Annotated in this window: 23 protein-coding genes; 12 read left to right on the forward strand and 11 right to left on the reverse strand. The window is 71.9% G+C overall.

Annotation, left to right across the window (positions count from 1 at the left end):
- Positions 1–645: dienelactone hydrolase family protein (locus tag PKA16_RS01190; RefSeq protein ID WP_324399568.1), on the reverse strand; the 645-nt coding region annotated here is incomplete at its 3' end.
- Positions 646–786: 141 nt separating this feature from the next.
- Between PKA16_RS01190 and PKA16_RS01195 the strand changes: the two genes are divergently transcribed.
- The 8 genes from PKA16_RS01195 to PKA16_RS01230 all read left to right on the forward strand — a co-directional run bounded on the left by PKA16_RS01195 (position 787) and on the right by PKA16_RS01230 (position 6749).
- Positions 787–1281 (forward strand): MaoC family dehydratase, encoded by a 495-nt coding sequence (locus PKA16_RS01195; RefSeq protein ID WP_324399570.1) that lies wholly within the window; start codon positions 787–789, stop codon positions 1279–1281.
- Between the two features lie 239 nt (positions 1282–1520).
- The gene (locus tag PKA16_RS01200) at positions 1521–2042 is read left to right on the forward strand and encodes a hypothetical protein (RefSeq protein ID WP_324399572.1); all 522 of its coding nucleotides are present in this window, start codon (positions 1521–1523) and stop codon (positions 2040–2042) included.
- 31 nt (positions 2043–2073) lie between these two features.
- On the forward strand, positions 2074–3225 hold the full coding sequence (locus PKA16_RS01205; RefSeq protein WP_324399573.1) for a patatin-like phospholipase family protein: 1152 nt from the start codon (positions 2074–2076) through the stop codon (positions 3223–3225).
- A 36-nt stretch (positions 3226–3261) separates the two neighbouring features.
- Positions 3262–4035, forward strand: a complete 774-nt coding sequence (locus tag PKA16_RS01210; RefSeq protein ID WP_324399575.1) for an acetoacetate decarboxylase — start codon at positions 3262–3264, stop codon at positions 4033–4035.
- 59 nt (positions 4036–4094) lie between these two features.
- A complete protein-coding gene (locus tag PKA16_RS01215; RefSeq protein ID WP_324399577.1) occupies positions 4095–4919 on the forward strand; it encodes a 3-hydroxybutyrate dehydrogenase in 825 nt (274 codons plus the stop codon).
- A gap of 80 nt (positions 4920–4999) precedes the next feature.
- Positions 5000–5380 carry an HdeA/HdeB family chaperone gene (locus tag PKA16_RS01220; RefSeq protein ID WP_324399579.1) on the forward strand — a complete coding sequence of 127 codons (381 nt, stop codon included), beginning with the start codon at positions 5000–5002 and terminating at the stop codon, positions 5378–5380.
- Between the two features lie 114 nt (positions 5381–5494).
- Complete coding sequence (locus tag PKA16_RS01225; protein ID WP_324399581.1) at positions 5495–5998, forward strand: DUF1269 domain-containing protein; 504 nt, start codon at positions 5495–5497, stop codon at positions 5996–5998.
- A 31-nt stretch (positions 5999–6029) separates the two neighbouring features.
- Positions 6030–6749: an AcvB/VirJ family lysyl-phosphatidylglycerol hydrolase gene (locus PKA16_RS01230; RefSeq protein WP_324399583.1), complete on the forward strand. Its 720-nt coding sequence runs from the start codon at positions 6030–6032 to the stop codon at positions 6747–6749.
- 31 nt (positions 6750–6780) lie between these two features.
- Here the strand turns inward: PKA16_RS01230 and mprF are convergent, their stop codons facing one another.
- Complete coding sequence (gene mprF / locus PKA16_RS01235; RefSeq protein ID WP_324399585.1) at positions 6781–9414, reverse strand: bifunctional lysylphosphatidylglycerol flippase/synthetase MprF; 2634 nt, start codon at positions 9412–9414, stop codon at positions 6781–6783.
- Between the two features lie 201 nt (positions 9415–9615).
- Positions 9616–10317 carry a response regulator transcription factor gene (locus PKA16_RS01240; RefSeq protein WP_324399587.1) on the reverse strand — a complete coding sequence of 234 codons (702 nt, stop codon included), beginning with the start codon at positions 10315–10317 and terminating at the stop codon, positions 9616–9618.
- A gap of 57 nt (positions 10318–10374) precedes the next feature.
- On the opposite strand from PKA16_RS01240, the gene PKA16_RS01245 reads away from it, so the two are divergent.
- Positions 10375–12204, forward strand: coding sequence for a histidine kinase (locus tag PKA16_RS01245; protein ID WP_324399589.1), 1830 nt, complete (start codon positions 10375–10377; stop codon positions 12202–12204).
- Between the two features lie 103 nt (positions 12205–12307).
- Here the strand turns inward: PKA16_RS01245 and PKA16_RS01250 are convergent, their stop codons facing one another.
- The 4 genes from PKA16_RS01250 to PKA16_RS01265 form a co-directional block, all read right to left on the reverse strand.
- On the reverse strand, positions 12308–12943 hold the full coding sequence (locus PKA16_RS01250) for an ABC-type transport auxiliary lipoprotein family protein (protein WP_324399591.1): 636 nt from the start codon (positions 12941–12943) through the stop codon (positions 12308–12310).
- A gap of 5 nt (positions 12944–12948) precedes the next feature.
- The gene (locus PKA16_RS01255; RefSeq protein ID WP_324399593.1) at positions 12949–13938 is read right to left on the reverse strand and encodes an MlaD family protein; all 990 of its coding nucleotides are present in this window, start codon (positions 13936–13938) and stop codon (positions 12949–12951) included.
- A 4-nt stretch (positions 13939–13942) separates the two neighbouring features.
- Complete coding sequence (locus PKA16_RS01260) at positions 13943–14791, reverse strand: ATP-binding cassette domain-containing protein (protein WP_324399594.1); 849 nt, start codon at positions 14789–14791, stop codon at positions 13943–13945.
- 121 nt (positions 14792–14912) lie between these two features.
- Complete coding sequence (locus PKA16_RS01265) at positions 14913–16034, reverse strand: ABC transporter permease (RefSeq protein WP_324399596.1); 1122 nt, start codon at positions 16032–16034, stop codon at positions 14913–14915.
- Positions 16035–16209: 175 nt separating this feature from the next.
- Here PKA16_RS01265 and PKA16_RS01270 point away from each other — a divergent pair, with 175 nt between their 5' ends.
- The gene (locus PKA16_RS01270) at positions 16210–16815 is read left to right on the forward strand and encodes a polymer-forming cytoskeletal protein (RefSeq protein ID WP_324399598.1); all 606 of its coding nucleotides are present in this window, start codon (positions 16210–16212) and stop codon (positions 16813–16815) included.
- Positions 16816–17272: 457 nt separating this feature from the next.
- Here PKA16_RS01270 and PKA16_RS01275 read toward each other — a convergent pair whose 3' ends face one another.
- Positions 17273–18802, reverse strand: a complete 1530-nt coding sequence (locus PKA16_RS01275) for a YifB family Mg chelatase-like AAA ATPase (RefSeq protein ID WP_324399600.1) — start codon at positions 18800–18802, stop codon at positions 17273–17275.
- A gap of 194 nt (positions 18803–18996) precedes the next feature.
- On the reverse strand, positions 18997–19428 hold the full coding sequence (locus PKA16_RS01280) for a PAS domain S-box protein (RefSeq protein ID WP_324399602.1): 432 nt from the start codon (positions 19426–19428) through the stop codon (positions 18997–18999).
- A 173-nt stretch (positions 19429–19601) separates the two neighbouring features.
- On the opposite strand from PKA16_RS01280, the gene PKA16_RS01285 reads away from it, so the two are divergent.
- Complete coding sequence (locus PKA16_RS01285; RefSeq protein ID WP_324399604.1) at positions 19602–20420, forward strand: class III extradiol ring-cleavage dioxygenase; 819 nt, start codon at positions 19602–19604, stop codon at positions 20418–20420.
- A gap of 36 nt (positions 20421–20456) precedes the next feature.
- Here PKA16_RS01285 and PKA16_RS01290 read toward each other — a convergent pair whose 3' ends face one another.
- Both PKA16_RS01290 and PKA16_RS01295 read right to left on the reverse strand, forming a co-directional pair.
- Complete coding sequence (locus PKA16_RS01290; RefSeq protein WP_324399606.1) at positions 20457–21455, reverse strand: patatin-like phospholipase family protein; 999 nt, start codon at positions 21453–21455, stop codon at positions 20457–20459.
- Positions 21456–21846: 391 nt separating this feature from the next.
- Complete coding sequence (locus tag PKA16_RS01295; RefSeq protein WP_324399608.1) at positions 21847–22578, reverse strand: helix-turn-helix transcriptional regulator; 732 nt, start codon at positions 22576–22578, stop codon at positions 21847–21849.
- A gap of 137 nt (positions 22579–22715) precedes the next feature.
- Here PKA16_RS01295 and PKA16_RS01300 point away from each other — a divergent pair, with 137 nt between their 5' ends.
- Positions 22716–23555: a hypothetical protein gene (locus PKA16_RS01300; RefSeq protein ID WP_324399610.1), complete on the forward strand. Its 840-nt coding sequence runs from the start codon at positions 22716–22718 to the stop codon at positions 23553–23555.
- Positions 23556–24047: the final 492 nt, after the last annotated feature.

Consider the following 24047-nt stretch of genomic DNA (forward strand, 5'->3'; position numbering starts at 1 on the left):
CAGCGCGGCGGCCGCCTCGTCCCAGGCGCCGCGCTGGTCGCAGTTGAAGCCGTGCGCGGCGTGGTAGAGGTGCAGCTCGACCTGCGGATGCGCCTGGCGCAGGGCCTCGACGCCCGCCATCGGCACCGACGGGTCGTGGTCCGACAGGTGGGCCTGCACCGGCACGCGCGGCTGGCGCGCGAGCTCGGCCGGTTGCGTCATCCCGCCGCCGTAGTAGGGCACGGCGGCCGCCAGGCCATCGGTCACGGCCGCGGCGCGCCAGGCCAGCAGCCCGCCCCAGCAGTAGCCGAGCACCGCCACCCTGGTGCCGCTGGCACGCCCCGCGTGGTCGACCGCCGCCTGCACGTCGGCCAGCACGCCCGGCGCCGGCAGCGCCTCGGCAGCGCCCTTGAGGCCGACGCCGGTGCGGATGTCCGCTTCGCTGTAGCCCAGTTCGACGTCCGGTCGCACGCGCTGGAAGGTGGCGGGTGCCAGCGCGAGATAGCCGTCCGCCGCGTAGCCGTCGGTGACCGCGCGGATGTGCGAGTTGACGCCGAAGATCTCGGGCAACACCACCAGGGCGCCGCGTGCCGGGCCGGCCGGCGTGGCCTGCCAGGCCTTGAGCTTCTGCCCGTCCGCCGCCGTGAGTTCGATCCACTGTCCCATTGCCTTGCTCCTCGTGAGTCCGCAGCGGCTGCCGTGCCCGCGCGGCTGCTGCTGCAGAATAAGCGGACCCGACGGGCCCATCACCCTTCTTTTAGCAGAGCCGCGGCCCGCGCGCTGGCGGGCTCCAACCAGACCATCCCCATGACCACTTCCAGCCCCCGCACCATCCAGCATTACTGGGAAGACCTCACGCCCGGGCGCACGCTCGAACTGGGCAGCATCACCGTCGAGCGCGACGAGGTGCTGGCCTTCGCGCGCCGCTACGATCCCCAGCCCTTCCACGTGGACGACGCGGCGGCCGCGCATTCGATCTTCGGGCGGCTCGCCGCCAGCGGCTGGCACACCTGCAGCATGGCGATGGGGTTGATGGTGCGCAACTTCCTGCTCGACTCCTCCAGCCAGGGCTCGCCCGGGCTGGAGAAGATCCAGTGGCTCAAGCCCGTGTATCCGGGCGACACGCTCACCTTGCGCCAGCGCATCCTCGAGTCGCGCCCGCTCAAGTCGCGCCCCGACGTCGGCCTGGTGCGCACGCTCTGGGAGATGTTCAACCAGCACGGCGACCAGGTCCTGCTGATGGACGGCTACGGCCTGTTCGGCCGGCGCACGCCCGGACCGGCGCCCGCGCGCGACGCCTGACCCGCCCGGCCACCTGAGAACTGCCCATGCAGCGCGCGCATCGCCGGCGCGCGCGCCTGCGATGCGCGCGCCGCGAGCCCAGTGCGCGCGAAAGTGACGTTCGTCACTGTGAATCGTGACGCGCGGCACTGGCGGTTGCCGGCGCAGCCGCCGATCATGAGCCCCGTGCCTGCCGCGAACGCGTTGCGGCTGCAACGCCGGTACCGGCGGGAGCGATCCAGGGGCAACAGGAGTGCATCATGAACACCACGAACCATCGTCTTTCCGTGCTGCGCACGGCGGCCTTGCTCGGCCTGCTGGGCCTGGGCGGCGCGCTGGCGCTGCCGGGTACGGTGCGGGCGGCCGGGCCGGCGCGCCCCGCCGCCACGACCCAGGCACCCGCGGCCCATGCCAGGCCCGGGGATACGGTGGTCGTCGAGGAGGACGCGCTGTTCTTCGAGCCGGTCCAGGGCACCGTCTACCTGAATGGCGGCGTCGGCAAGGACGAGGAAATGAAGATGCGCAAGGACGCGCACAACTGGCCGCTGCGCATTCAGTTCTCCGAGCGCAAGGACGATGAATTCGTCGCGGGCGTCGGCCTGAAGGTGTTCGACCACAGCGGCCATGCCGTGTTGCGCCTGAAGGATGCCGGGCCGATGACCTATGCCCAGGTGCCGCCGGGCAAGTACCGCGTCACGGCGCGCTTCAAGGAGCATACGCTGACGCGCACGGTGCACGTCGGGCCGAAGGGCAGCGACGTCAACTTCCACTGGGCCGGCTGAGCTCACGGCGGCCAGCAGCGGAGACAAAGGCATGGCGCGCAGCAGACAAGCGGGCGCCGGGTCGATGACGGCACTGGTGCTGCAGGGCGGCGGCGCGCTCGGCGCGTACCAGGCCGGCGCCTGCGAGGCGCTGGCGGCGCGCGCGCAGGACGTGGACTGGGTGGCTGGCATCTCGATCGGCGCGATCAATGCGGCGCTGATCGCCGGCAATCCGCCCGAACAGCGCGTCGAGCGCCTGCACGCGTTCTGGGACGAGGTCAGCCTGGCGCTGCTGCCGACCAATGCGGCGGCGGACATGTTGGGGCCGCTACGCTCCTGGTGGGATGCCGGGATGGCGCTGCTGGGCGCGTGGCAGGGCGTTGCCGGCTTCTTCGCGCCGCGCCCGCCGATTGCCTGGTGGCCACAACCGCCGGTCAGCCTGTATGACACCGCGCCGCTGCGCGCAACCCTGCTCGAGCTGGTCGACTTCGACCGGCTCAACGACGGGCCGATGCGCCTTTCGGTCGGCGCCGTCGACGTCCAGAGCGGCAACTTCACCTATTTCGACAATCACCAGGAGCGCATCGGCCCCGAGCACGTGATGGCCAGCGGCGCGCTGCCGCCGGGCTTTGCCGCGGTGCAGGTGGGCGAGCGCTGGTACTGGGACGGCGGTGTCGTCTCCAACACGCCGCTTTCGCACGTGATGCGCAACCTGCACAGTCCGGCTCAGGTGCCGGTGACGGTGTTCCAGGTGGACCTGTTCAGCGCGCGCGGCGAGTTGCCGACGACCCTGCTGGACGTGGCCGAGCGACAGAAGGACATCCAGTATTCGAGCCGCACCCGCCTCGTGAGCGACCATGTGCGCGAACGCCACCAGCTGCATCGGCGCCTGCAGCGGCTGGCGCAGCTGTTGCCCGCGGCACAGCGCGACCAGCCGGCGGTGCGTGAGTTGCTGGCGGGCAGCGACGATCCGCCGGTCACGCTGGTGCACGTGATCCACCGGGGCAAGTCCTGCGAGACGCAGACGCGGGATTACGAATTCTCGCGCCTGTCGATGACCGAGCACTGGAACGCCGGGCTGGCCGACATGGGCGCCTCGCTCGACTTGCTGCGACGCCAGCCGCCGGTGCGCCGCGGCGAGTTCCGCGTGCTCGACTACCAGCCGGACGCGCCGCAAGGCCCGCGCCTGCGCCATGTGCGCTGAGCGCGCCCGGCTTCACCTGAACCAGGAGCCTGTTCCATGAAAGAAACCGAGGTCCGTCGGCAGGCCTGGGCCATGCCGCTGACCAGCCCCGCTTACCCGCGCGGCCCTTACCGCTTCATCAACCGCGAGTTCCTGGTGATCAGCTATCGCACCGATCCCGCGCGGCTCGAAGCCGTGGTGCCGGCGCCGCTCAAGCCCGCCGGCGACGGAGTGGTGAAGATGGAATTCATCCGCATGCCCGATTCGGCCGGTTTCGGCGACTACATGGAAGCCGGGCAGGTGATCCCCGTCACCTTCAACGGCCAGCCCGGCACCTATTCGCACAACATGTTCCTGAACGACGACGCCCCGATCGAGGGCGGGCGCGAGATCTGGGGCTTTCCGAAGAAGTTCGCCAACTCGTCGCTGCGCGTGGACAAGGACGTGCTCATCGGCGGGCTGAACTCCAACGGCCTGCCGGCGGCGATCGGCACCATGGGCTTCAAGTACCAGACCTTCGATGTGGCCAAGGCGCTGGCGGCGGTCACCGGGGACAACTACCTGCTGAAGATCATTCCGCACGTGGACTGCACGCCGCGCATCTGCGAGCTCGTGCGCTACCGCTGCGAGAACGTGACCATCCACGGTGCCTGGCGGGGGCCGGCCGCGCTGCAGCTGTTCGAGCACGTGCGTGCCCCGGTCGCCGAGTTGCCCGTGCGGGAAGTGCTGGGCGCCGTGCACATCCTGACCGACCTGACGCTGGGGTTGGGCGAAGTGGTGCACGATTACCTGGCCGAGCCGAGTGCCCCCGCGCGCAAGCGCCGCGCCTGACGGCCGACGGCTGGCGCCATGGCGCCAGCCCGCCCACTTCATTGACGAAAGGAAAGATCATGAGCAATTCCAGCCCCACCCCCGTGCAGGCCAGCACCACCCTCAGCCTGAAGGGCAAGACCGCCCTGGTCACCGGCGCCGCCAGCGGCCTGGGCAAGCGCATCGCCGAGGTCTTTGCCGACGCCGGCGCCAGCGTGGTGATCGCCGATCTGCGCCTGGCCGACGCCCAGGCCACGGCCGACGCCATTGCGCAAAAGGGCGTCAAGACCCTGGCAGTCGAGATGAACGTCACCGACGAAGCCGCGGTGGACGCCGGCTTTGCCAAGGTGCAGCAAAGTCTGGGCGCCATCGACATCCTGGTGAGCAACGCCGGCATCCAGATCGTCACGCCGTTGCAGGACTTCAAGTTCAGCGACTGGAAGAAGCTGCTGGCGGTGCATCTGGACGGCGGCTTCCTGACCGCGCGCGCCGCGATGCGCCAGATGATCGCCTCGGGCCGCGGCGGCAGCATGATCTTCATGGGGTCGGTGCACTCCAAGGAAGCCTCCAAGCTCAAGGCCCCCTACGTCACCGCCAAGCACGGCCTGGAAGGCCTGGCCAAGGTCATCGCCAAGGAAGGCGCGCCCTACGGCATCCGCAGCAACGTCATCTGCCCGGGCTTCGTGCGCACGCCGCTCGTTGAGAAGCAGATCCCCGAGCAGGCGCAGGAACTGCACATCAGCGAAGCAGAGGTGATCAAGAACGTGATGCTCAAGGACACCGTCGATGGCGAATTCACCACCGTCGACGACGTCGCGCAGGCCGCGCTCACCTTTGCCGCCTGGCCGAGCAATGCGCTCACCGGCCAGTCGCTGGTCGTGAGTCACGGCTGGTTCATGCAGTGAACGCCCGCTTTCCCGCGCACGGCGCATCGCGGGGGCGCCGTGCGGGGCGACCCATCCTCCGCTGGTTGAGGAGCATCCACATGAAAACCGCACGCAAGCGGCCGCTGCTGGCGCTGCTGCTGGCGGGTGGACTGTCCGTCGCACAAACCGCGATGGCTGCCGCACCCGGTGCCGACAAGCCGATCGTCAAGACCACCTGCCAGGACTTCCTGGCGATGGACGAGACCATGCGGCCCAAGTTCATCTACTACGCCGTCGGCCACGGCAGCAAGGGCCAGCCCGAGGCGGTGCTCGACGTGGCCGGCACCGACACCATCCAGCCGGAGCTGGAGCAATACTGCCAGGTCAACCTCGACAAGTCCGCCTACGCGCACGTGATGCAGACCAGCATGGCGTCCGAGAAGGCGGCCGCTGCCGCGAGCAAGGGGCACGCCAAGGCGGCAGCCCCTGCGAAGAAGTGAAAGTGAACCCGGCGCCGCCGGCGCGCTGCGCGGGCCGGCGGCGCCCGTCCTGAACGGATGAATCCAATGCAAGCAAAGACAGCAACGCCCTCGTCCCTGGGCGACCACATGGTCATGGCACTGTTTCAGACCCACGAGGCGGCCGACGGCGCGGTGCGCCAGCTCGCCGCCAGCGGTGTGCCGCTGGCGGCGGTGTCCGTGGTCGGCAAGAACTATCACAGCGAGGACCAGCCCGTCGGCTATTTCAACGCCGGCGATCGCGCGCGGTTCTACGGCAAGCTCGGCGTGTTCTGGGGCGGGCTGGCCGGCCTGCTGCTGGGCTCGGGCTTCTTCTTCATTCCTCTGGTCGGCCCGGTCATGGTGCTCGGGCCGCTGGCCTCGATCATCGTCGGCGGCCTGGAGGGCGCCGTGCTGGCCGGCGGCGTCTCGGCCCTGGTGGGCGCACTCACGGCCGTCGGCGTGCCCAAGAACTCGGTGATCCGCTATGAAACCGCGATCAAGGCCGACCAGTTCCTGGTCACGGTGCACGCCCAGGCGGACGAGGCGGCGCGCATCCAGCAGCTGCTGGGCGACGCCGGCGGCACCGAGATCGAGAGCCACGCGTTGAAAACCGCCTGAGCGCGCTGCCGCGCGCACCGTGCGGGCCGCCATGCGCCTCTGGAACCCGCTGGCCCGGTCGACGCTGGCGCAGGCCAGCCGTGAATTGCCGGCCGACCCGGAAGCGGCCGGGCGCGCGGGTCGGCGCGAGCTGCTGGCGATCGTCTGTTCGGGCGATGGCGGCTGGGCCCAGATCGACCGGCAGCTCAGCGCCGCCTTCGTCGCCGAAGGGATCGCGGTCGTGGGCATCAGCACGCTGCGCTACTTCTGGCATGCGCGTGCGCCGCAGGCGGCGGCGCTCGAGCTCGATGCGCTGCTGACGCGCTATTGCCGTCGGTGGCGGCGCCGGCGCGTCTGGCTGGTCGGCTTTTCATTCGGCGCGGACGTGCTGCCGACACTGGTCGCCGGTCTGAGCCCGGCCAACCGCGCGCGCGTGGTGCAGCTCGTGCTGCTTTCGCCCAGTCCGCGCATCACGTTCGAAATCGGCCTGGAAAACTACGTCACCGGCGCCGGCCGTCTCGCGCGCGCGGTGCACGCCGTGCTGGGCTGGCTGCGCCACGTGCCGCACCACGATCCGCTGGCGCGCGTGGCCGCACTGGGCGGCCGGCCGCCGGTGGTGTGCTACCACGGCACGCGCGATCGCACGCTGTGCAGCACGCAGGTCCTGCCGGCCTGGGTCGAGACCCATGCGCTGCACGGTGGCCATCACCTGGGGCGTGACTACATGGCGCTCGCGCGGCGCCTGCTGGACGGCGTGCCGGCCACGGCCTGACGACGCAGCGGGCGCCCGCGCCGGCGCACGGCTACTTGCGCAGGGCCGCGAGCGGCCCGCCGGCGATCAGGCTGGTGACGTCGAACAGGATGTGTGGCAGCACCAGCCCGCCGCGGCAGGCCAGGTATTGCGGCGTCCACACCGGATCGAACTTCTGCTTGAAGGCGCGCAGCCCTTCGAAGTTGTAGAACTCATCGCCGCGCCGATAGATGAAGGTGCCGATGCGGTTCCAGCTCGACGCCAGCGGGTGGTCCGCCAGCCCCGCCAGCGGTGCCGCGCCCAGGTTGAACCAGGCGTAGCCCTCGGCCTTGCCGTAAAGCAGCAGGTGCGCGAACAGCGCGTCCATCAGCACGCCGGAAATGCCCGGTCGATAGCGCATCAGGTCGATCGACAGTTCCTCGCGGCCGCCGCTGCGCCAGAGGTTGGCGAAGGCGACGATCGCCTTGCCCCGCCGCATCACGGCGCAATCGAACTCGCCCAGGTAGGCCGGGTCGAAGCGGCCAAGCGAGAAGCCTTTTTCCCGGACCACCTTGCCCCCCAGCCAGGCGTCGGACACCGCACGCAGCTCGTCCAGCAGCGCCGGCACCTCGAGCCTGGGCACGACCGCGAACTCGAGTCCGTCGCGCGCCGCCCGTGCGTGCGCATAGCGCAGGGCCTGGCGCGCCTTGCCCTCGAGCGTGAACGTCGCGAGATCCACGCGCGCCACTTCGCCGATCTTCAGCACGGCCAGCCCCAGGTCCAGGTAGGTCGGCAGCCAGGCCGGTTGCACGGCATAGAAGACGGCGCGTGCGCCGGCGCGGTCGGCCTGCTCGGCAAAGCGCCAGATCAGCGAACGTGCCGCCGCCTCCTCGCCCACCGGATCGCCCATGGTGATCCAGCAGCGTCCCTGCATCGCGTACATGATGAAGGCCTGCGCGTCGTCCGCGACCAGGAAGGTCTTGTCGCCCAGCAGCGCCACGTTGGCCTCGGTATCCCGTGCCCGCGCCAGGATGGCCCGCACCGCGGCCGGGATCGGCTGCACCGACGGGCGCGGCTGCGGCGGGCGGTTCAGCAGCGCGTCCAGGGCCAGCGCGGCCGCCGCCACCGCCAGCAGCAACATGGCGCGCAGGAAGCGCGGTGCGTCGCCCTGCCAGGCGAACTGCCACCAGAGGTCGTCGCGGTAGGGCACGTTGCGGTAGGCAAACAGCCCCACCACGACGGCGCCGCCCAGCACGATGGCGATCAGCGCGATCCAGGTCGGCGTGGGGCGAAAGGCGCGCCAGTCGCCACGCCGATAGAAGGCGGCGCGACCGACATGCAGGAAGGCGGCAAACAGCGCGAGCAGCAGGGCGTCGGCCCAGTCCAGCCCCCGCGTGAGCGAAAACAGCGCGCCGGCCAGCATCAGCGCCGCGGCGGCGCTGCGCGCCAGCGCCATGCGTCGCCACAGGCCGTGCGCCAGCACGACCAGCGCGAGCCCGGTCAGGCTGGCCAGCAGGTGCGAGGCCTCGACGAACGGCAGCGGCAGCCAGTCCCGCAGTTGCTGCGCGCGGCCCGCCAGCGTCGGCGTGGCACTGGAAAACAGCAGCACCAGTCCGCCCAGCAGCACCAGCGCGGCCGCCAGCGGCGGCATCACCACGCGCCCCAGGGCCGCCGCGCGGGCCGAAGCCGACTGCAGGCGCGTGCGTGCGTGCACGGCCTCGAAGCCGAGCAGCCCGGCGGCTGCCAGCAGCAGGGGCAGCAGGTAGTAAATCGCGCGAAACGCCAGCAGCGCGGCCAGCACGTCGGGTCGCGGGCCGGCGCCAAGCCCCAGCAGCACGGTGGCTTCCAGCACGCCCAGCCCGCCCGGCGCGTGGCTGACGACGCTCGCGACGACCGCGGCCAGGAACACCGGCAGGAAGGCGGCATAGCCTGGCACCACGTCCGCTGGCAGCAGCACGTACAGGGCGCCGGCGGCGGCGCCGATGTCGAGCGCGCCGATGCCGATCTGCAGCACGGCGCTGGCGGCGCCCGGCAGCGGCAGCGTCCAGCCGAACAGGCGCAGGCGCGCCGCGCCCCGGGCCAACGCGGCCACGCTGCCTGCCACCACCAGCAGCAGGACTGCGCCGAGTCCGCGCGCGGCCTGGCTGCCCAGCCACTGCAGCACGGGCACGCCGGCCGGGTTCAGCAGCAGCGCGCTGCCCAGCAGCGTCAGCAGGCCGCCTCCAAACGTCAGCGCCGAAAGGCTGACGATGCGCGCCACGTCGGCTGCGTCCAGCCCGACCGCCTGGTAGATGCGGTAGCGGATCGGGCCCCCGACGAACACGTGAAAGCCGATCGCGTTGGAAAAGCCGTAGCCGACGAAGCCGGCCAGCGCCGCCAGCCGTGCCGGCACCCGGCCCGGGGCCACGCGGCGCGCGGCCAGCACGTCGTAGAGCGCGAGCGCGCCGAAGCTGGCCGCCGTCAGCAGCAGCGCCTGCGCGATGGCCGCACCCGGCAGTGCCAGCAACTCGGCGCGGATCTCGCGCAGGTGCACCTGTGCGCCCAGGACGTGGATGGCGAAGAGCGCCAGCAGCGTGGCCAGCGCGCCGACCAGCGGCCCGAGCAGGCGAGGCTCGAGCAGGCGTGCGATGCGGCGCTGCCAGGCGTGGGTGTCCGACGCTGCGGCGGGTGGGTCAGCGTGATCGGGAGACGCGGTGTCGGGTGTCACGGCAGGGCCAGGGCCCGGCCACCAGACCCACTATTACCATCATCCCAAAAACGGCAGTTGGACGCGCTCTCACCCAACAGGTGGAGGTGATCGAAGCAGCGGAAGTCGAGGTTCATGCGGCTCTCGTGACGAAGGCAAGCGGTCAACTGCCGTTTTTGGGATCATGACAGGCAGAGGGTGCGTGCACCCGCGGCGCGCGCTTCACTTCAGCCGCGCCACGGCCTTCACCGCCAGTTCGATGCGGTTGTGCGCGTGCAGCTTCTCCATGATGCGGCTGATGTAGTTCTTCACCGTGCCTTCGGCCAGGAACACGTGGTCCGCGATCTGCCGGTTCGACAGGCCATCGGCCAGCAGCGCCAGCACGCGCTCCTCCTTGTCGGACAGGGGCTGCTCTTCCGTGAGCGGGTCGGCCGGCACGGCGGGGCGGATCGGCGGCGGCTCCCCCGGTGGCGCCGTCCAGCCGCTGGCCAGGCCGCGGAACTGCTCCAGCACCTTGCGCGCCACCGTCGGCGACAGGCGGGATTCGCCGCGGTGCACGGCGCGCACCGTGTCCAGCACTTCCGCCTCGGCCGCGTCCTTGAGCAGGTAGGCGTGGGCGCCGGCCTGCACCGCCTCGAACACGCGCTCGTCGTCGTCGAACGTGGTCAGCACCACCACGCGCACCTGCGGCAGGCGCATGGCCAGCAGGCGCGTGGCGGCGACCCCGTCCAGCCGCGGCATCTGCAGGTCCATCACCACCACGTCGGGACGCAGGGCCTCGGCCAGCTCCAGCGCTTCCTGGCCGTCGGCGGCCTGCCCGACCACCGAGATGTCGTCTTCCACGTCCAGCATCAGCGCCAGGCCGCGGCGGATGATCGGCTGGTCGTCCACCACCAGCAGACGCAGCGGTCGCGCTGCCGTCATGCCCGCGCTCCCGGCGCGCGGGCGCACAATCGGTCGCAGGACTCGATGTCGCATCGCATGACGGAAAGCTTAGCGCAAGCGGATCGCGCCGGGGCCGCCGGCGACGCGACGCGCTGGTGGCAACGCCTGGACCCGCGCCGGCATTTCGCGCTCGCCCTGGGCCTGGCCCTCTTCGTGCCGATCCTGGGCGGCGCCATCGTGGCGGGCGAGCTGGCCGCGGCCCAGGCGCAGCGCCATGTCCTCATCGACACGCAGGCGCGCCTGGTGCAGATGGCGGGGCAGGCGGACGACGCCCTGCTCGGCCAGGTGCAGGTGCGCCTGGCGGCGCTGCAGGCGGCGGCCGCGCAGTGGCGGCTGGACGCGGCGCGCGACGTGCTCGCGGCGGACCGGCTGCGTGCCCTGCAACAGCAGCACCCGGAGCTGAACTGGATCGGCGTGCAGGGCGCGGACGGGAGCGTGCAGGTGGCCACCGAGGAGCAAATCCGCACGCCGGGCGACGATGGGCGCGCGGCGTGGCTGGACCAGGCGACCCGGACTCCGCTGGTGGTGCTGCACCGCAGCCGCGGCGCGGGCGACAGCGATGCACTGGTGCTCGCGGTGCCGTTCACGACCGAGCGTGCCGGCCCGGCCAGCCTGCTGGTGGCGCGCCTGCCCTGGCTGTGGCTGCAGGCCCAGGTCGACGCGCGGCTGCGCGCCATGGCCGGCGGCGTGCCGGTCGAGATGTTGTTGCTGGACGCGCGCGGCCGCCTGCTCGCCGGGCCGCCCGGCGTGCTGGCGGACGCGGCGCCGGTGGACCCGAGCGCGCACGGCCGCTACCTGGTCGGGCAACTGCCGCCACCCGCCGCGGACGACGTGTCGCGCAGCGGTGCTGGCTGGCGCGTGCTGGTGCGCCAGGATGCCGCGCTGGCGCTGGCGCCGGCGCGACGGGCGCGCGACAGCGTGCTGTTCGGCGTGCTCGCGGTCGGCCTGCTGGCCGCGCTGGCGGCAGCGCTGCTTGCGCGCTGGTTGCTCTGGCGGCTGCAGGAGCTGGCGCGGCAGGCGCGCGCTGTCGCCCGCGGCGAGCAGGGCGCCATCACGCCGCCGCGCGGTCGCGACGAGGTGCACGCGATCGGTGCCACCCTGGCCGAGGTGGTGGCCGGCCTGCAGGCCGAGAAGGCGGCACTGGCGCAACTCAACGCCGAGCTGGACACGCGCGTGGCCGAGCGCACGGCGCGCATCGAGCGGCTCGCGCGCGGGGCGCGCCGCGCCGCCGCCACGCGCGAGCGCCTGCGCCTGGCGCGTGCGCTGCACGACACGCTGGCGCACTCGCTGATGGCCCTGCTGACGCAGCTTCGCATGGTGCGCAAGCTGGGCGCGCGCTGGAGCCCCGCGCAACTGGATGCCGAACTGGCGGACGCCGAACAGGTCGCGTCCAGCGGGCTGGCCGAGGTGCGCGGCGCGATCCGCCAGATGCGCGCGGCCGGACTGCACGACAGCGGTCTCGCCGCCGAGCTGCAGGCGTTGCTGCAGGGACTGGCCCGGGACGCTGGCGTCCAGGTGCAGGCGCACATCGATCCGGCCGCCGATGAGCTGGTGGACGCGCGCGCGGCGATCGTGCTGAACATGGCGCGCGAGGCGCTGCGCAACATCGCGCGTCACGCGCGGGCGCGCCATGTCACGCTGGCCCTGGCGCCGGAGCCCCCAGGCGCTGACGCGACCACGGGTGCAACCCGTGGCTGGCGTCTGGAACTGGCCGACGACGGCGTCGGCTTCGACCCGGCGGTGCCGGCCGCCGGCCACTACGGCCTGGTCGGGCTGCGCGAACAGGCGGCGCAACTGGGGGCCGCGCTGACGCTGGACAGCGCGCCCGGCCAGGGCTGCCGCCTGCAGCTGCGCTTCGCTGCATGAAGGGACGCCCGCTGTGTCGGGGCGCGCTACGCGCGCGTTGCCGCGGGCGACGACTTCCCGGAGCGGCCGGGCTTTGCGCAGCCCGATCCGCCACGCGGGTGTTTCACTGCAGCGCGGCGACCCAGTCCAACACCTGGCGCAGCACCTCGTCCGTGGCGCCGCGCAGCGCCTGCGCGCCACCGGCCACGTCGGCGCTCGGCGCGGGCTGGCGCGCCTCGAAGCTGCGCTGGCCCAGCAGGCGCCCCTGGCGTGCCGGCGCGATCGCCGTGACGCGCAGGCGCACCACGCCCTCGCTGGCGTCGGGGCGGCTGAACACCTGGGCAAATTCATCCAGCTCGACGCGCAATTGCAGCGCCGCCAGACCGGTGCCCGGCTCCAGCACCGGATGGCGGGTCGCCAACACCTGGCGCAGCCGCTGGCCGACGAGCTGGGGCGGCGTCATGCTCCAGCGCGCCTGCGCGTAGGGGCGTGGCTGCTGGCTGCCGTCGGCGTACAGCAGCCGGTACAGGATGGCACTGGTGTCGACCGCGGGCGGTGCCTCGATCGGGTCGAGCGCCAGCGGCACCCCCTGGCCCGTCGGCGTCGCGGGCGCCAGCACGGGCGGCGGCCCGAGATCCCAGGCGGCCGGACGCAAGGGCTTGTCCGGCAGCGGCAGGGCGCACCCGCCCAGGCCCAGGCAGGCCACGAGCAGGATGGCCGGGACGGCCCGGCGGGAAGGCGGCAGGATCAGCGGATTCATCGGCATCATTCGGTTGGCGCGGCGCGCGCGTCGGGCGCCACGAAGCCGGGCTCGCCCGGCCCGGGCGGGATCGGGCCGCTGCCGTACAGCAGTGCCTGCGGGTTCTCGCCCAGGGTATTGGCGATGCGGTCGAGCCGCCGAATGGTGCGGCTGGCTTCCTCGGTCAGGTTCTGGATGCGCGGCAGCGTGGTCTGGGTGACGGTGGTCGCTCCTTCGTCCAGCCGCGCCACGACGCCGCCCTCGCCGGTCAAGGTGGCCAGGCCGCGCGCCAGCTCGGCGGTGACGGCGCGCACGTCTGCCAGCGCGCGGTTGGTCTCCGCGCCCACGCCATCCAGGGTGCGGAAGGTCGCGGTGGCCTGCTGCACCAGTTGCGGGATGCTGCTGCGGCGCGGGCCGAACTGCGCCTCGATGGTCCGGTTGGTGTCGCGCGCCAGTTCGCTGAAGCTGCGCGCCGCGCCCTGCATCTCGTTCAGCGTGGCGGTGAGCAGGCCCTGGTTTTCCGCCCCCAGCAGCCGGTTGACCCCGTCCACCGCCTGGTCCACCTTCTCCAGCAGGGCGCCCGCCTGGTCGCTCAGCTGACCGAACACGTTGGGGCGCAGCGGGATGCGGGGCACGCCGTCCGGACCGACGGCGGGGGGCTCGGTCGACGAGCCACTGTCGTCGAGCTGGATGAAGGACAGGCCGGTGACGCCCTGGAAGGCCAGGGTGGCGAAGGTGGAGCGCGTGATCGGGGCATCGCTGCGCACGGCGATGCTGACCAGCACGTTGCCGCGCTGCGCGGGGTCGAAGCCGATCCCCGTGACCTTGCCGACCGCCACGCCCTTGTAGCGCACCGCGGCCTGCACCTGCAGCCCGGTGACGCCATCGGCGCTGGTCATGCGGTAGGGAGTGGTGTTGGTGCTGTCGCGCATGAGCCAGAGCGCCAGCAGCACCAGCAGGGCCGAGATGGCCAGCACGAACAGGCCAGCGGCCAGGGCATGGGACTTGTTTTCCATGGGGTCAGTCTCCGGTGGCGGCGCGCTGGCGTGCCTTCAGCAGCTCCATGGCGCGGCGGCCGCGCTCGCCGAGGAAGAAGTGGTGGATGAAGGGGTGGTCGAAGGCCAGCACCTCGGGCACCGGTGCGCACACGATCACGTGCCGGTCCGCCAGCACGGCGACGCGGGTCGAGAGCTCGAACAGCGTGTCCAGGTCGTGCGTGACCATCACCACGGTCAGGCCGAGCTCCTGGTGCAGCGAGCGCAACAGGGCGACGAAGGCATCCGAACTGTCCGGATCCAGCCCCGCCGTGGGTTCGTCCAGCAGCAGCAGCGGCGGGTCCATGATGAGCGCGCGCGCCAGCGCCGCGCGCTTGATCATGCCGCCCGACAGTTCGGCCGGCATCTTGTGCGCGTCGCCCGGCTTCAGCCCCACCATCTGGAGCTTCAGCAGCGCCGCCTCGCGCGCCAGCGCCTCGGGCACGGCGCGGGTCTCGCGCAGCGGCAGGGCGATGTTGTCGAGCACGCTGAAGGCCGAAAACAGTGCACCCTGCTGGAACAGCATGCCCACGCGCGTGGCGGCGCCCGGGCGCGCCAGTTCGGCGGCCGGACGGCCCAGCACCGTGACGGTGCCGCGCGCCGGCGTGTTCAAGCCCAGGATGGTGCGCAGCAGCACCGTCTTGCCGGTGCCCGAGCCGCCCACCAGGGCCAGCAGCTCGCCGCGCTGCACGGTGAGGTCGAGATCCTGGTGCACGACCACCTCGCCGCCGCCCGGGCGCGGGAACACGCTCCACAGCCCGCGCACCTCGATGGCCGGCGCGTCCGGCGCCAGCGGAGCGTCGGGCTGGGCGGCGGCTGCGAGACCCGCGTCCATCAGCGCGCATTCCATGCAGGGCGTCCGGCACGCACGGCGCATCCGTGGCCGGACCTGCGCCGGCCACGGGACGCATCCCCTCTCTCAGGAGGGAAGGCGCGCAGCGGCTCGGGGAGGTGCGTCATATCCCCACGCGCTTGAACAGCACGGCGAACAGCGCGTCGATCAGGATCACGGCCGTGATCGAGGCCACCACCGAGGCCGTCGTGCCCTGGCCCAGGCTTTCGGTGTTGGGCTTCACGCGCAGGCCATAGTGGCAGCCGATCAGGGCGATGAACAGGCCAAACACCACCGACTTGCCCACCGCCAGCGTCAGGTTGGCGATCGGCACCACCTTGGGCAGGGCCTCCAGGAAGTAGCTGGCGCTGATGCCCAGCGTCAGGTCGGACGCCAGCACGCCGCCGACCAGCGCCGCCACCGAGGTCCAGACCGTGATCAGCGGCATCGCCACCGCCAGTGCCATGGCGCGCGGCAGCACCAGGCGAAAGCCGGCCGGGATGCCCAGCACGCGCATCGCGTCCAGCTCCTCGGTCACGCGCATGACGCCGATCTGGGCTGTGATGCTGGAGCCCGAACGGCCGGCGATCAGCACCGCCGCCAGCAGCGGGCCGAGCTCGCGGATCAGCGCCAGCCCGAGGATGTTCACGATGAAGGTCTCGGCGCCGAACTGGCGCAGCACCTGGCTCATCAGGTAGGCCAGCACGACGCCGATCAGGAAGCCCACCAGCGCCGTGATCGGCAACGCCTGCGCCCCGATGCGGTAGAGCAGGCCGGAAAAGTCGCGCCAGGGCCCACGCTGCGGCGCCGCCGCCAGGCGCAGCGCGTCCAGCAGCAGCTGGCCGGACAGCATGACGAAGTCGCGCAGCTCGGCCAGCGCCGCCAGCACCGCCTGCCCGAAGGTGTCGACGCGCTGCGCCCAACCGGCCCGCGCCGGCTCGGTGCGCGGCGCCTGCAGCCGCGCCACCCGCTCGAGCAGCGCGCGCTGATCGTCGCTCAGCTCCAACCGGGCCGGCCACTGGCGGCCCCAGTGCTGCCACAGCGCCAGGGCGCCCAGATGGTCGAGCGCCTGCAGGGCCCGCAGGTCCCAGCTCGCGTCGGGCGCCACGCCCGCCAGGGCCGCCGTGGCCGCGCGCCAGGCCGGGCGTGTGCCGAGGGCGGCCGCGGTCCAGCGCCCCTGCGGCAGCGCCCGCACGCCGTCAGCGCCGGCGTCGGTCACGATCCAGGGACTGGGAGATGCGGGCATGGGTGGATGCGGGTGCGCCGTCCTCGCGGCGCGGGAGGCAACTGGCCCGCATGGTAACGTTGCCCGAGCGGCCCCCTGCCATGGGTTCGTCCCGATTCGTTACGACTTTTTCCTGCTGTTGGGCCAAATGTCGCATATGGTCTATAGGATCGATTGATTGTTATCAGGAGCGAGCATGGCACTACAAGGACCTTTCTTCGGCAAGCGTGATGCCGAACCCACCCCGACCCATCCCGCCCGCCCGACGGGCCCCAGCACCCTGGGCGGTGCCAGCACGCTCGGCTCCGCGAACGCAGGTGCCCAGGGACTGGGTGCGCCAGCCGCCAATCCCCTGACCAGCACGCCGGCGCCGGCAACCACGCCGGCCGACAGCGGCGCCAAGCTCACCGTCGGCGCCAACATCAAGCTCAAGGGCGTGGAGATCACCGACTGCGACACGCTCGTCGTCGAGGGCACGGTCGAGGCCACCATGAACTCGCGCGTGATCCAGATCGCCGAGCGTGGCGCCTTCAAGGGCTCGGCCGAGATCGACATCGCCGAAGTGCGCGGCACCTTCGACGGCAACCTGACGGTGCGCGAGAAGCTGGTGATCTTCTCCACCGGCAAGGTGACCGGCAAGATCTGCTATGGCAAGATCGTGATCGAGGAAGGGGGCCAGCTTTCGGGTGAGATCAGCTTCGGCACCGCCAAGGCAGGGAATGCCAAGCCCGCCGACGCGAGCAGCCCGGCCACCAAGCCCGCCGGTGCCAAGGGTGAGCAACTGAACGTCGCCACGGCCTGAGCCGGCCGGCCCGGCGGCCGGCATGTGAGGCTTCCGCTGCCTGGACGACATCGATTCCTGGCACGTCTGCAGCATCGTGCGCTGCACGGGAATCGCCCTGTGGATCCCTGATGCGCGGCGTGCCGCCGATGCACGCCGACGAACTGAAGCCGGATGCGCACAACCCGAGCGTCGAGCGCGAGCTCGGCAAGATCATCGGCCGGCTCGACCGGCTCGCCTTCACGCTCAGTGAGTGCCACCGGCGCGCCGCGATCAGCGATGTGCTGGGCGAGGTCGCGGCGCCGCTCCTGGCGGGTGTGTGGCGCACGCATCCGACCGGTGCGCGCGACCGGAGGAGCCAGGGCCAGTGTTCACGCGACTTTCAGGACGTTCACACGCTGTCGGCGGCCGGATCTGCAGTCGAGGGTCATTCGTGCGCCCGTCCGCATGAAGGGCGCCCAGGATCTGGAGCAACGCCTCACGCCGCGCCGCGCAGCGCACGCCGGTACTGGATCGCCTCGGCCACATGCGCCACGGCAATGGTGTCGCTGGCGGCCAGGTCGGCAATCGTGCGCGCCACCTTGAGCGCCCGGTGCGTGGCGCGCGCGCTCCAGGCCAGCCGCGCGGCCGCCGCGGTCACGAAACTGGCCGCGGCGCCGTCGAGCTGCAGCCGGGCATCGAGCGCCTGTCCCTGCAGCGCCTGGTTGGGCACGCCCTGGCGCCCCAGCGCACGCTCGCGCGCGGCCACGCAGCGTGCACGCACGCTGGCCGTGCTTTCGCCCGCCGGCGCCGCCAGCAGTTCCTCGGAGGCCAGGGCCGGCACCTCCACGTGCAGGTCGATGCGGTCAAGCAGGGGGCCGGACAGCCGCCCCTGGTAGCGCGCCACCTGGTCGGGCGTGCAGCGGCAGGCCGGGCGACGCTGGCCCAGATGGCCGCAGGGGCAGGGATTCATGGCCGCGATGAGCTGGAAGCGGGCCGGGAAATCGGCCTGCTGGGCGGCCCGGCTGATCGTGATGTGGCCGCTCTCCAGCGGCTCGCGCAGCGCCTCCAGCGCGGCGCGCGGGAACTCGGGCAGTTCGTCCAGGAACAGCACGCCTTCGTGCGCCAGCGAAATCTCGCCAGGCCGCGGCGGTGAGCCTCCGCCCACCAGGGCGACGGCGCTTGCGGTATGGTGCGGCGCCCGTGTCGGCCGCTGGCCCCAGCGTGCCAGATCGAAGCTGCCCCCCAGGCTGGCCACGGCGGCGCTGCGCAGGGCCGCCTCCGCGTCCATCGGGGGCAGCAGACCGGCAAAGCGCTGGGCCAGCATCGACTTGCCGCTGCCCGGTGGTCCGATCATCAGCACCGAATGGGCTCCGGCGGCCGCGATTTCCAGTGCCCGGCGCGCCGCCGCCTGGCCCTTGACATCGGCCAGGTCGGGATAGCTGGGCTCGGCTCGCACGACGTGCTCGGGCATGCGGCACCAGCCGTCGGCTGCGGCGCCGTCCTGGCCACGCGGCAGGAACTGGCCCACCACGTCCAGCAGGTGGCGCGCCCCGTACACCGTCAACCCGCTGGCCAGTGCGGCCTCGCGCGCGCTGTCCAGCGGCAGGGCCAGCGCCGGCGGCTGCGGCCCGTCGCGCAGCGCCGCCGCCATGGCCAGCGCGCCTCGCACCGGGCGCAGCTCGCCCGACAGCGAGAGCTCGCCGGCAAAGGCCCAGTCCTGCAGGCGCGCGCCATCGATCTGGCCGCTGGCGGCCAGGATGCCGAGCGCGATCGGCAGGTCGAAGCGCCCCGAGTCCTTGGGCAGGTCGGCTGGTGCCAGGTTCACCGTGATGCGCTGGTTGTGCGGGAACGTCAGGCCGCTGTTGATGAGCGCGCTGCGCACGCGCTCGCGCGCCTCCTTTACTTCGATCTCGGCCAGTCCGACCAGGGTGAAGCTGGGCAGGCCATTGGCCAGATGCACTTCGACCGTGACGGCCGGCGCGGCAAGGCCCATCAGCCCGCGACTGTGGACCAGACTCAAACCCATGCGACATGTTCCCCGGTTGGCATGGCCCCGACTGTAGCGGCTCGCGCGGGTCGCTTCGCATTCAACCTGGAAACGGCAGTTGGACGCGTCCGCCAGCGCCCCTCCCTGGCCGCAGGCCCCGCGAAGCGCGTCCCCGCGCGTCACCCCGCCAGGCAGCCGGCGCCTGCGGCGCGCAGCGCCACGGGGAGATCGTTTCACCCACCGGATGCAGCGGCCTTGCGCGCCCGTTCGGCCAGGTAGCGCTCGGTGGCGTCGCGTGCCATGGCGGCCGAGCCCAACACCTGGCCGGTGGCGCTCTTGACCACGGAAAAGCTCATGTCCACGTACAGCTTGCGCCCGTCCTTGTGCAGGCCGCGGGTGGTGCGTACCTCGGCACCGCGGCTGGTGGCGCCGCGTTCCATGGCACGGTTGAAGCCGCGCCAGTGCGCTTCACGCAGGTGCTCGGGGATGATCAGGTCGACGCTCTGGCCCAGGGCCTCGCTGGCGGGAAAGCCAAACAGCGTCGCCGCCGCGGCGTTCCACGCGCGGATCACGCCCTCGGTGTCGATATAGATCAGGGCGTCGGCGACGTCGGCGACGATGCGCTCCCAGGGCAGGGGCGCACTGCTGGCGGTGGGGTCGGTCATGGTGGTCTCCTCGCGTCTGGTCGGACCGCCGCAGCGGCAGCGTCGACGCGCTCGAGCGTAGCGTGGAATCAGCAGCACGCCTGCGGGCAGGGCCAAGCCGTGCGGTTGCACCGGCGCGCCCCGTGTGGCGACAATGGCAGTGCGCGCTTTCGCGTGTTTCCGCCTCCGCTGCCATGTCCACCGCCTCTGCCCGCATGCCCACGCTCTACATCCCGCATGGTGCCGGCCCCTGCTTCTTCATGAACTGGGACCCGCCCACCGCCTGGGAGCGCACCGCGGCCTACCTGCGCGGCATCCCCGCCAGCCTGCCCGCGCCGCCCACGGCGATCGTGCTGGTCAGCGCACACTGGCTGGCGGCGCGGCCGGCGCTGACGACCAGTGCGCAGCCCGGGCTGCTGTTCGACTACTACGGCTTTCCGCCGCACACCTACGAACTGCGCTACCCGGCGCCCGGCGCTCCCGCGCTGGCCGAACGCGCGGCCGACCTGCTGGCCGGGGCCGGCTTCGCGCCGCAGCGCGACGCGCGACGCGGCTTCGACCACGGAGTCTTCGTCCCGCTGAAGGTGGCGTTTCCGGATGCCGGCGTGCCGGTGCTGCAGCTTTCGCTGCTCGAGAGCCTGGACGCCGCCGACCATCTGCGCCTGGGTCGCGCGCTGGAGCCGCTGCGCGACGAGGGCGTGCTGATCATCGGCAGCGGCATGAGCTACCACAATATGCGCGGCTACGGCGACCCGCGCTCGCTGCCGGCCTCCGAGGCCTTCGACCGCTGGCTGGTCGAAACCGTGTCCCGGCCCGAGGTCGAGCGCAACGCGCGCCTCGCCGACTGGGCCCAGGCGAGCGCCCCGGCCGGGCGCCTGGCGCACCCCGCGCGTGCCGAGGAGCACCTGCTGCCGCTGCACGTGGCTGCCGGCGCCGCCGGCGCCAGCCCCGGGCGGCGCGATTTCTCGGACCGCGTGATGGAGGTCGCGATTTCGGCATTCCGCTTCGGGTGAGGCGCAGTGCCGGCTGCCTCGCGTCGGCTGCCAGGGTCAGGGCGTCGCTGGCGGGACCTCGCGGCCGTTGTCCTCGCCTGCGGCAGGCACCAGGCCGCTCTCGCGCAGCAGCGCGACGCAATCGCGCGCCGCGGCGGCCCCGGCGTCGATGGCTTCGTGCGCGCGGTGGAAGTCCAGCACGCCCAGGTGCGACAGGGCCGGTGCGATGGTGAATTCTGGTGGGTCGCCGCTCATGCGGCTGCGCGTGATGCGTACCTGCATGATGTGGATGCTGGTGGCCAGGGTGTCGAGCATGGAGGGCAGTTCGGACGGCGCAGCCGCGGCCCCCTGCGCCGCTTCGCCGTTGGCGGCGGCCGAGCGCCAGCCCAGGCTTTGCTGCAGGTTCTGCAGCCAGCCGCCGTTCGTCGTTGGCTCGGGGGCTGGTGCGGTGCGCCGCAGGTGGGGGCCCAGCAGGTCGGCGTTCAGGTCCACCGCGATCACGATGTCGGCGCCCAGCGCCCGCACCAGCGACACCGGCACCGGGTTGACCAGGCCGCCATCGACCAGCAGGCGGCCGTCGTGCCAGACCGGCGTGAACAGGCCGGGCAGGGCGATCGAGGCGCGCACCGCATCGGCGACCGAGCCGCGGCGCAGCCAGACCTCGGCGCCCGTGTGCAGCGCGGTCGCGACCGCGGCAAAGGGCATCTCCAGAGCCTCGATGTCGCGGTCGTTGGTGTGGTCGCGCAGGAAACTCATCAGCTTCTCGCCCTTCAGCAGGCCGCCACCCAGGCTGAAGTCCATGAACGACACCACGTCGCGCCGGCTCAGCCCCTGCACCCATTGCGCCAGCTTGTCACGTGCCCCCAGCACGTGGGCGCCCCCGACGAGCGCGCCGATCGAGGTGCCGCACACCACGCCCGGTCGCACCCCGGCCTGCTCCAGCGCGCGCAGCACCCCCAGGTGGGCCCAGCCGCGCGCCGAGCCGCTGCCCAGGGCGACCCCGATGACGGGCGGGCGGCGGGCGGGCGGCGGGAGCGGCGCGAGGACGTTCGGCATGGCGTCAAGTTCCGGGGGCAGGTCGAGCGTGGCGGGGCGCAGCCATTGTCCACCGGGGACCGCGGCGGAGGCGAGGCCCGGTGATCGCCGGCGGAAAGGCGCCGCAGGCGGCACCAGGGTGCAAGGCCGGTGCCCCAGGGTGTCGTGCGTGACTCACGACGCATGAAGTGACCCTGGCCCGCAGGCGGCGGAGCAGGCCGTCCGGGGCGCCCGCGGCCGGGATCTCCCGGGTCACCCTGAATCCGGCAGTTGACCGCTGATCATCGTCTTCAAACCCGCATGCATATTGGCTTCGACTGCCCTGATGACGTTCACCTGTGGGGTGAGGGCGCATCCAACTGCGGGATTTGGCCCCTCTGGGGGATGGAGCGCGGCGACACAGGGGGCCATGTCACCGCCGCAGGCGCGCGAACGCCGCGAATTCCCAGTTGCGCATCGCCAGCAGCAGGGTATAGCCCTCGCGCGTGCCCGGCTCCAGCTTCTGGTCGGCCTGGTGCTGCTGGGCGAAGTCCTGGGCGATGCGCTGCATGCGCTCGACGAACGAGGGCGCCAGCGCGCGGGCAATGCTGCCGTGCACCAGCAGTACGCCTTCGCCGTGGCCGCCGAAGCCACCCGCGAAATAGTCCAGCACCACGTGGTCGCGAAAGTACTGCATCACCGGTCCGTGCGGGCGCCAGCGGAACGCCTTGGCCAGCTTCAGGCGGTAGCGACTCAGGGGTTTCAGCTCGATGATGCCGAGGCGGTCGAGCTGCGCCAGGCGTTGAATGACATCCGCTTCGCTCAGCCGATAGTGCGCGGTGATCTGCTCGAGCGTCCATTGGCTGAGTACGCAGAGCGCCACCAGCAGCAGGCGGTCGTCGCGCACCACGGCGTGTTCCTGCTCCAGCGTGAGCTCGTTCAGCAGCGGCTGCGAGTCGGCGACGCGCTGGGCAAGTTCGGCGAAGTCGAGGCGCAGTGCGCGGCAGATCGCATCGATGCGCGAGAGCGGCATGTCGCCGCGCGCCAGCATGCGTTTCACGCTGGATTCGGCGAGCCCCAGTTCGCGCGCCAGATCGGCATAGGTCATGCGCGCCGCCTTGAGCTCCTTCTTGATCGCTTTGACGAGGTCCGCAGTGCCGCTCATGGTGCAATTAAAGCATCATTTAACGGTACTTTGGGTAGCAATTACGTGAACAAGTTGAGATATTTGGATCGAAACGAGGCGAAAGGAGAGACAGTCGGCGCACGCCATCCCATCCACGATCGAATGCACGCGCCGCCATGCACACCTACCCCGCCCCCGATACCCGAAGCCTCCGCCATCCGGCGCACCCCAGCGTTGTGCGCAACCGTGCCGAACTGGTCTTGTTGCTTGCGCTGCTGATGCTGGCGGCGCTTGCCTTGCGGCTGCCACCGCAGCAGCTCCCGGCGGGCTATCACGATCTTGCCGACCGGCGCACCCTGCTGGGCGTGCCACACGCCCTGAACATGCTGAGCAATCTGGCGTTCCTGCTGCTCGGCACCTGGGGCTGGCGGTGCTTGCAGTGCCTGCGGCCAGGTTCGATCGGCCAGGCGCAGCGCGAGCTGTGCAGCCTGTTCTTCGGCGGGCTCATGCTCGTCGCCGTCTGCTCCGCCATTTACCACGCGACCCCCGGAGCTGCCGGCCTCGGCATCCAGCGCCTGGGCATGTGCCTGGCATTCGCCAGCCTGCTGGGCCTGGCGGCAGCGGACCGGGTGAGCGTGCGGGCCGGCCTGGTGCTCGCGCTGCTGGCATCAATCGCCGCGCCGGCGGCAGTGCTGGTGGCCGTGGCCAGCGGCAACACGACGCCGTGGACGGTGCTGCAGGCCGGCGGGCTGGCGATCCTGCTCGGCTTGATGGGCCTGCGGCCCCGGCCACAGGCGCTGGGCATTTCGCTGTTCGCGGTGCTCGGCCTGTATTCGCTGGCCAAGGCGCTCGAGTTCGCCGATGCCGCCGTGCTGGCCTGGACGCAGGGCCTGGTGTCCGGCCACACGCTCAAGCACCTGGCCGCCGCGTTCGCAGCCTGGCCGGTCGTGCATGCCCTGCAGCAGGCAGCAGCGCAATCCCTGGCCGCCGAAGCAGGCCGTGCGAGCCGTGGCTGAACCGCGGCATCCAGGCCCGCCAGCAAAGGAGTCCATCCATCATGAACCGGACCGCCAGCACCCCGGAGCGCCTGCGCAACAGCACAGCCGCGCGTCCGGCCCGCACTGGCCCCATGCGTGCCCGCAGCCCGGTTCGTCCCGCTTGTCCTGCTGTCACCCTGAATCCGGCAGTTGGATGCGCCCTCACCCCACAGGTGAACGTCATCAGGGCAGTCGAAGCCAATATTCATGCGGGTTTGAAGACGATGATCAGCGGTCAACTGCCGGATTCAGGGTCACAGGAGAGCAGGCGCCCTGGCCGGTGCTTCGAGGCATGGCCCGCAACAACCCGCGATCAGGCATCACCAACAAGAGGCCGGGCACGGCACGACCCGGTCGCTTGCGCATCCGGAGGAGGTGCCGGGCCATGCCACCGGGCCGCCCGGGCAACCGTGTCACCGGGCCATGCAGGCCGCACAGAAGTCCTGCAGTGCGGGCCGCGATGCACGCCCT

The organism is Ottowia sp., assembly GCF_035325765.1.
In the GTDB taxonomy this organism is placed as follows: domain Bacteria; phylum Pseudomonadota; class Gammaproteobacteria; order Burkholderiales; family Burkholderiaceae_C; genus Ottowia.

What these genes read in the sequence shown, in the direction of transcription:
- PKA16_RS01195 (WP_324399570.1), top strand. Translation starts at nt 787, where the DNA reads ATGACCACTTCCAGCCCCCGCACCATCCAGCATTACTGGGAAGACCTC.
- PKA16_RS01200 (WP_324399572.1), top strand. Translation starts at nt 1,521, where the DNA reads ATGAACACCACGAACCATCGTCTTTCCGTGCTGCGCACGGCGGCCTTG.
- PKA16_RS01205 (WP_324399573.1), top strand. Translation starts at nt 2,074, where the DNA reads ATGGCGCGCAGCAGACAAGCGGGCGCCGGGTCGATGACGGCACTGGTG.
- PKA16_RS01210 (WP_324399575.1), top strand. Translation starts at nt 3,262, where the DNA reads ATGAAAGAAACCGAGGTCCGTCGGCAGGCCTGGGCCATGCCGCTGACC.
- PKA16_RS01215 (WP_324399577.1), top strand. Translation starts at nt 4,095, where the DNA reads ATGAGCAATTCCAGCCCCACCCCCGTGCAGGCCAGCACCACCCTCAGC.
- PKA16_RS01220 (WP_324399579.1), top strand. Translation starts at nt 5,000, where the DNA reads ATGAAAACCGCACGCAAGCGGCCGCTGCTGGCGCTGCTGCTGGCGGGT.
- PKA16_RS01225 (WP_324399581.1), top strand. Translation starts at nt 5,495, where the DNA reads ATGGCACTGTTTCAGACCCACGAGGCGGCCGACGGCGCGGTGCGCCAG.
- PKA16_RS01230 (WP_324399583.1), top strand. Translation starts at nt 6,030, where the DNA reads ATGCGCCTCTGGAACCCGCTGGCCCGGTCGACGCTGGCGCAGGCCAGC.
- PKA16_RS01240 (WP_324399587.1), bottom strand. Translation starts at nt 10,317, where the DNA reads ATGACGGCAGCGCGACCGCTGCGTCTGCTGGTGGTGGACGACCAGCCG.
- PKA16_RS01245 (WP_324399589.1), top strand. Translation starts at nt 10,375, where the DNA reads ATGACGGAAAGCTTAGCGCAAGCGGATCGCGCCGGGGCCGCCGGCGAC.
- PKA16_RS01250 (WP_324399591.1), bottom strand. Translation starts at nt 12,943, where the DNA reads ATGAATCCGCTGATCCTGCCGCCTTCCCGCCGGGCCGTCCCGGCCATC.
- PKA16_RS01255 (WP_324399593.1), bottom strand. Translation starts at nt 13,938, where the DNA reads ATGGAAAACAAGTCCCATGCCCTGGCCGCTGGCCTGTTCGTGCTGGCC.
- PKA16_RS01260 (WP_324399594.1), bottom strand. Translation starts at nt 14,791, where the DNA reads ATGGACGCGGGTCTCGCAGCCGCCGCCCAGCCCGACGCTCCGCTGGCG.
- PKA16_RS01265 (WP_324399596.1), bottom strand. Translation starts at nt 16,034, where the DNA reads ATGCCCGCATCTCCCAGTCCCTGGATCGTGACCGACGCCGGCGCTGAC.
- PKA16_RS01270 (WP_324399598.1), top strand. Translation starts at nt 16,210, where the DNA reads ATGGCACTACAAGGACCTTTCTTCGGCAAGCGTGATGCCGAACCCACC.
- PKA16_RS01275 (WP_324399600.1), bottom strand. Translation starts at nt 18,802, where the DNA reads ATGGGTTTGAGTCTGGTCCACAGTCGCGGGCTGATGGGCCTTGCCGCG.
- PKA16_RS01280 (WP_324399602.1), bottom strand. Translation starts at nt 19,428, where the DNA reads ATGACCGACCCCACCGCCAGCAGTGCGCCCCTGCCCTGGGAGCGCATC.
- PKA16_RS01285 (WP_324399604.1), top strand. Translation starts at nt 19,602, where the DNA reads ATGTCCACCGCCTCTGCCCGCATGCCCACGCTCTACATCCCGCATGGT.
- PKA16_RS01290 (WP_324399606.1), bottom strand. Translation starts at nt 21,455, where the DNA reads ATGCCGAACGTCCTCGCGCCGCTCCCGCCGCCCGCCCGCCGCCCGCCC.
- PKA16_RS01295 (WP_324399608.1), bottom strand. Translation starts at nt 22,578, where the DNA reads ATGAGCGGCACTGCGGACCTCGTCAAAGCGATCAAGAAGGAGCTCAAG.
- PKA16_RS01300 (WP_324399610.1), top strand. Translation starts at nt 22,716, where the DNA reads ATGCACACCTACCCCGCCCCCGATACCCGAAGCCTCCGCCATCCGGCG.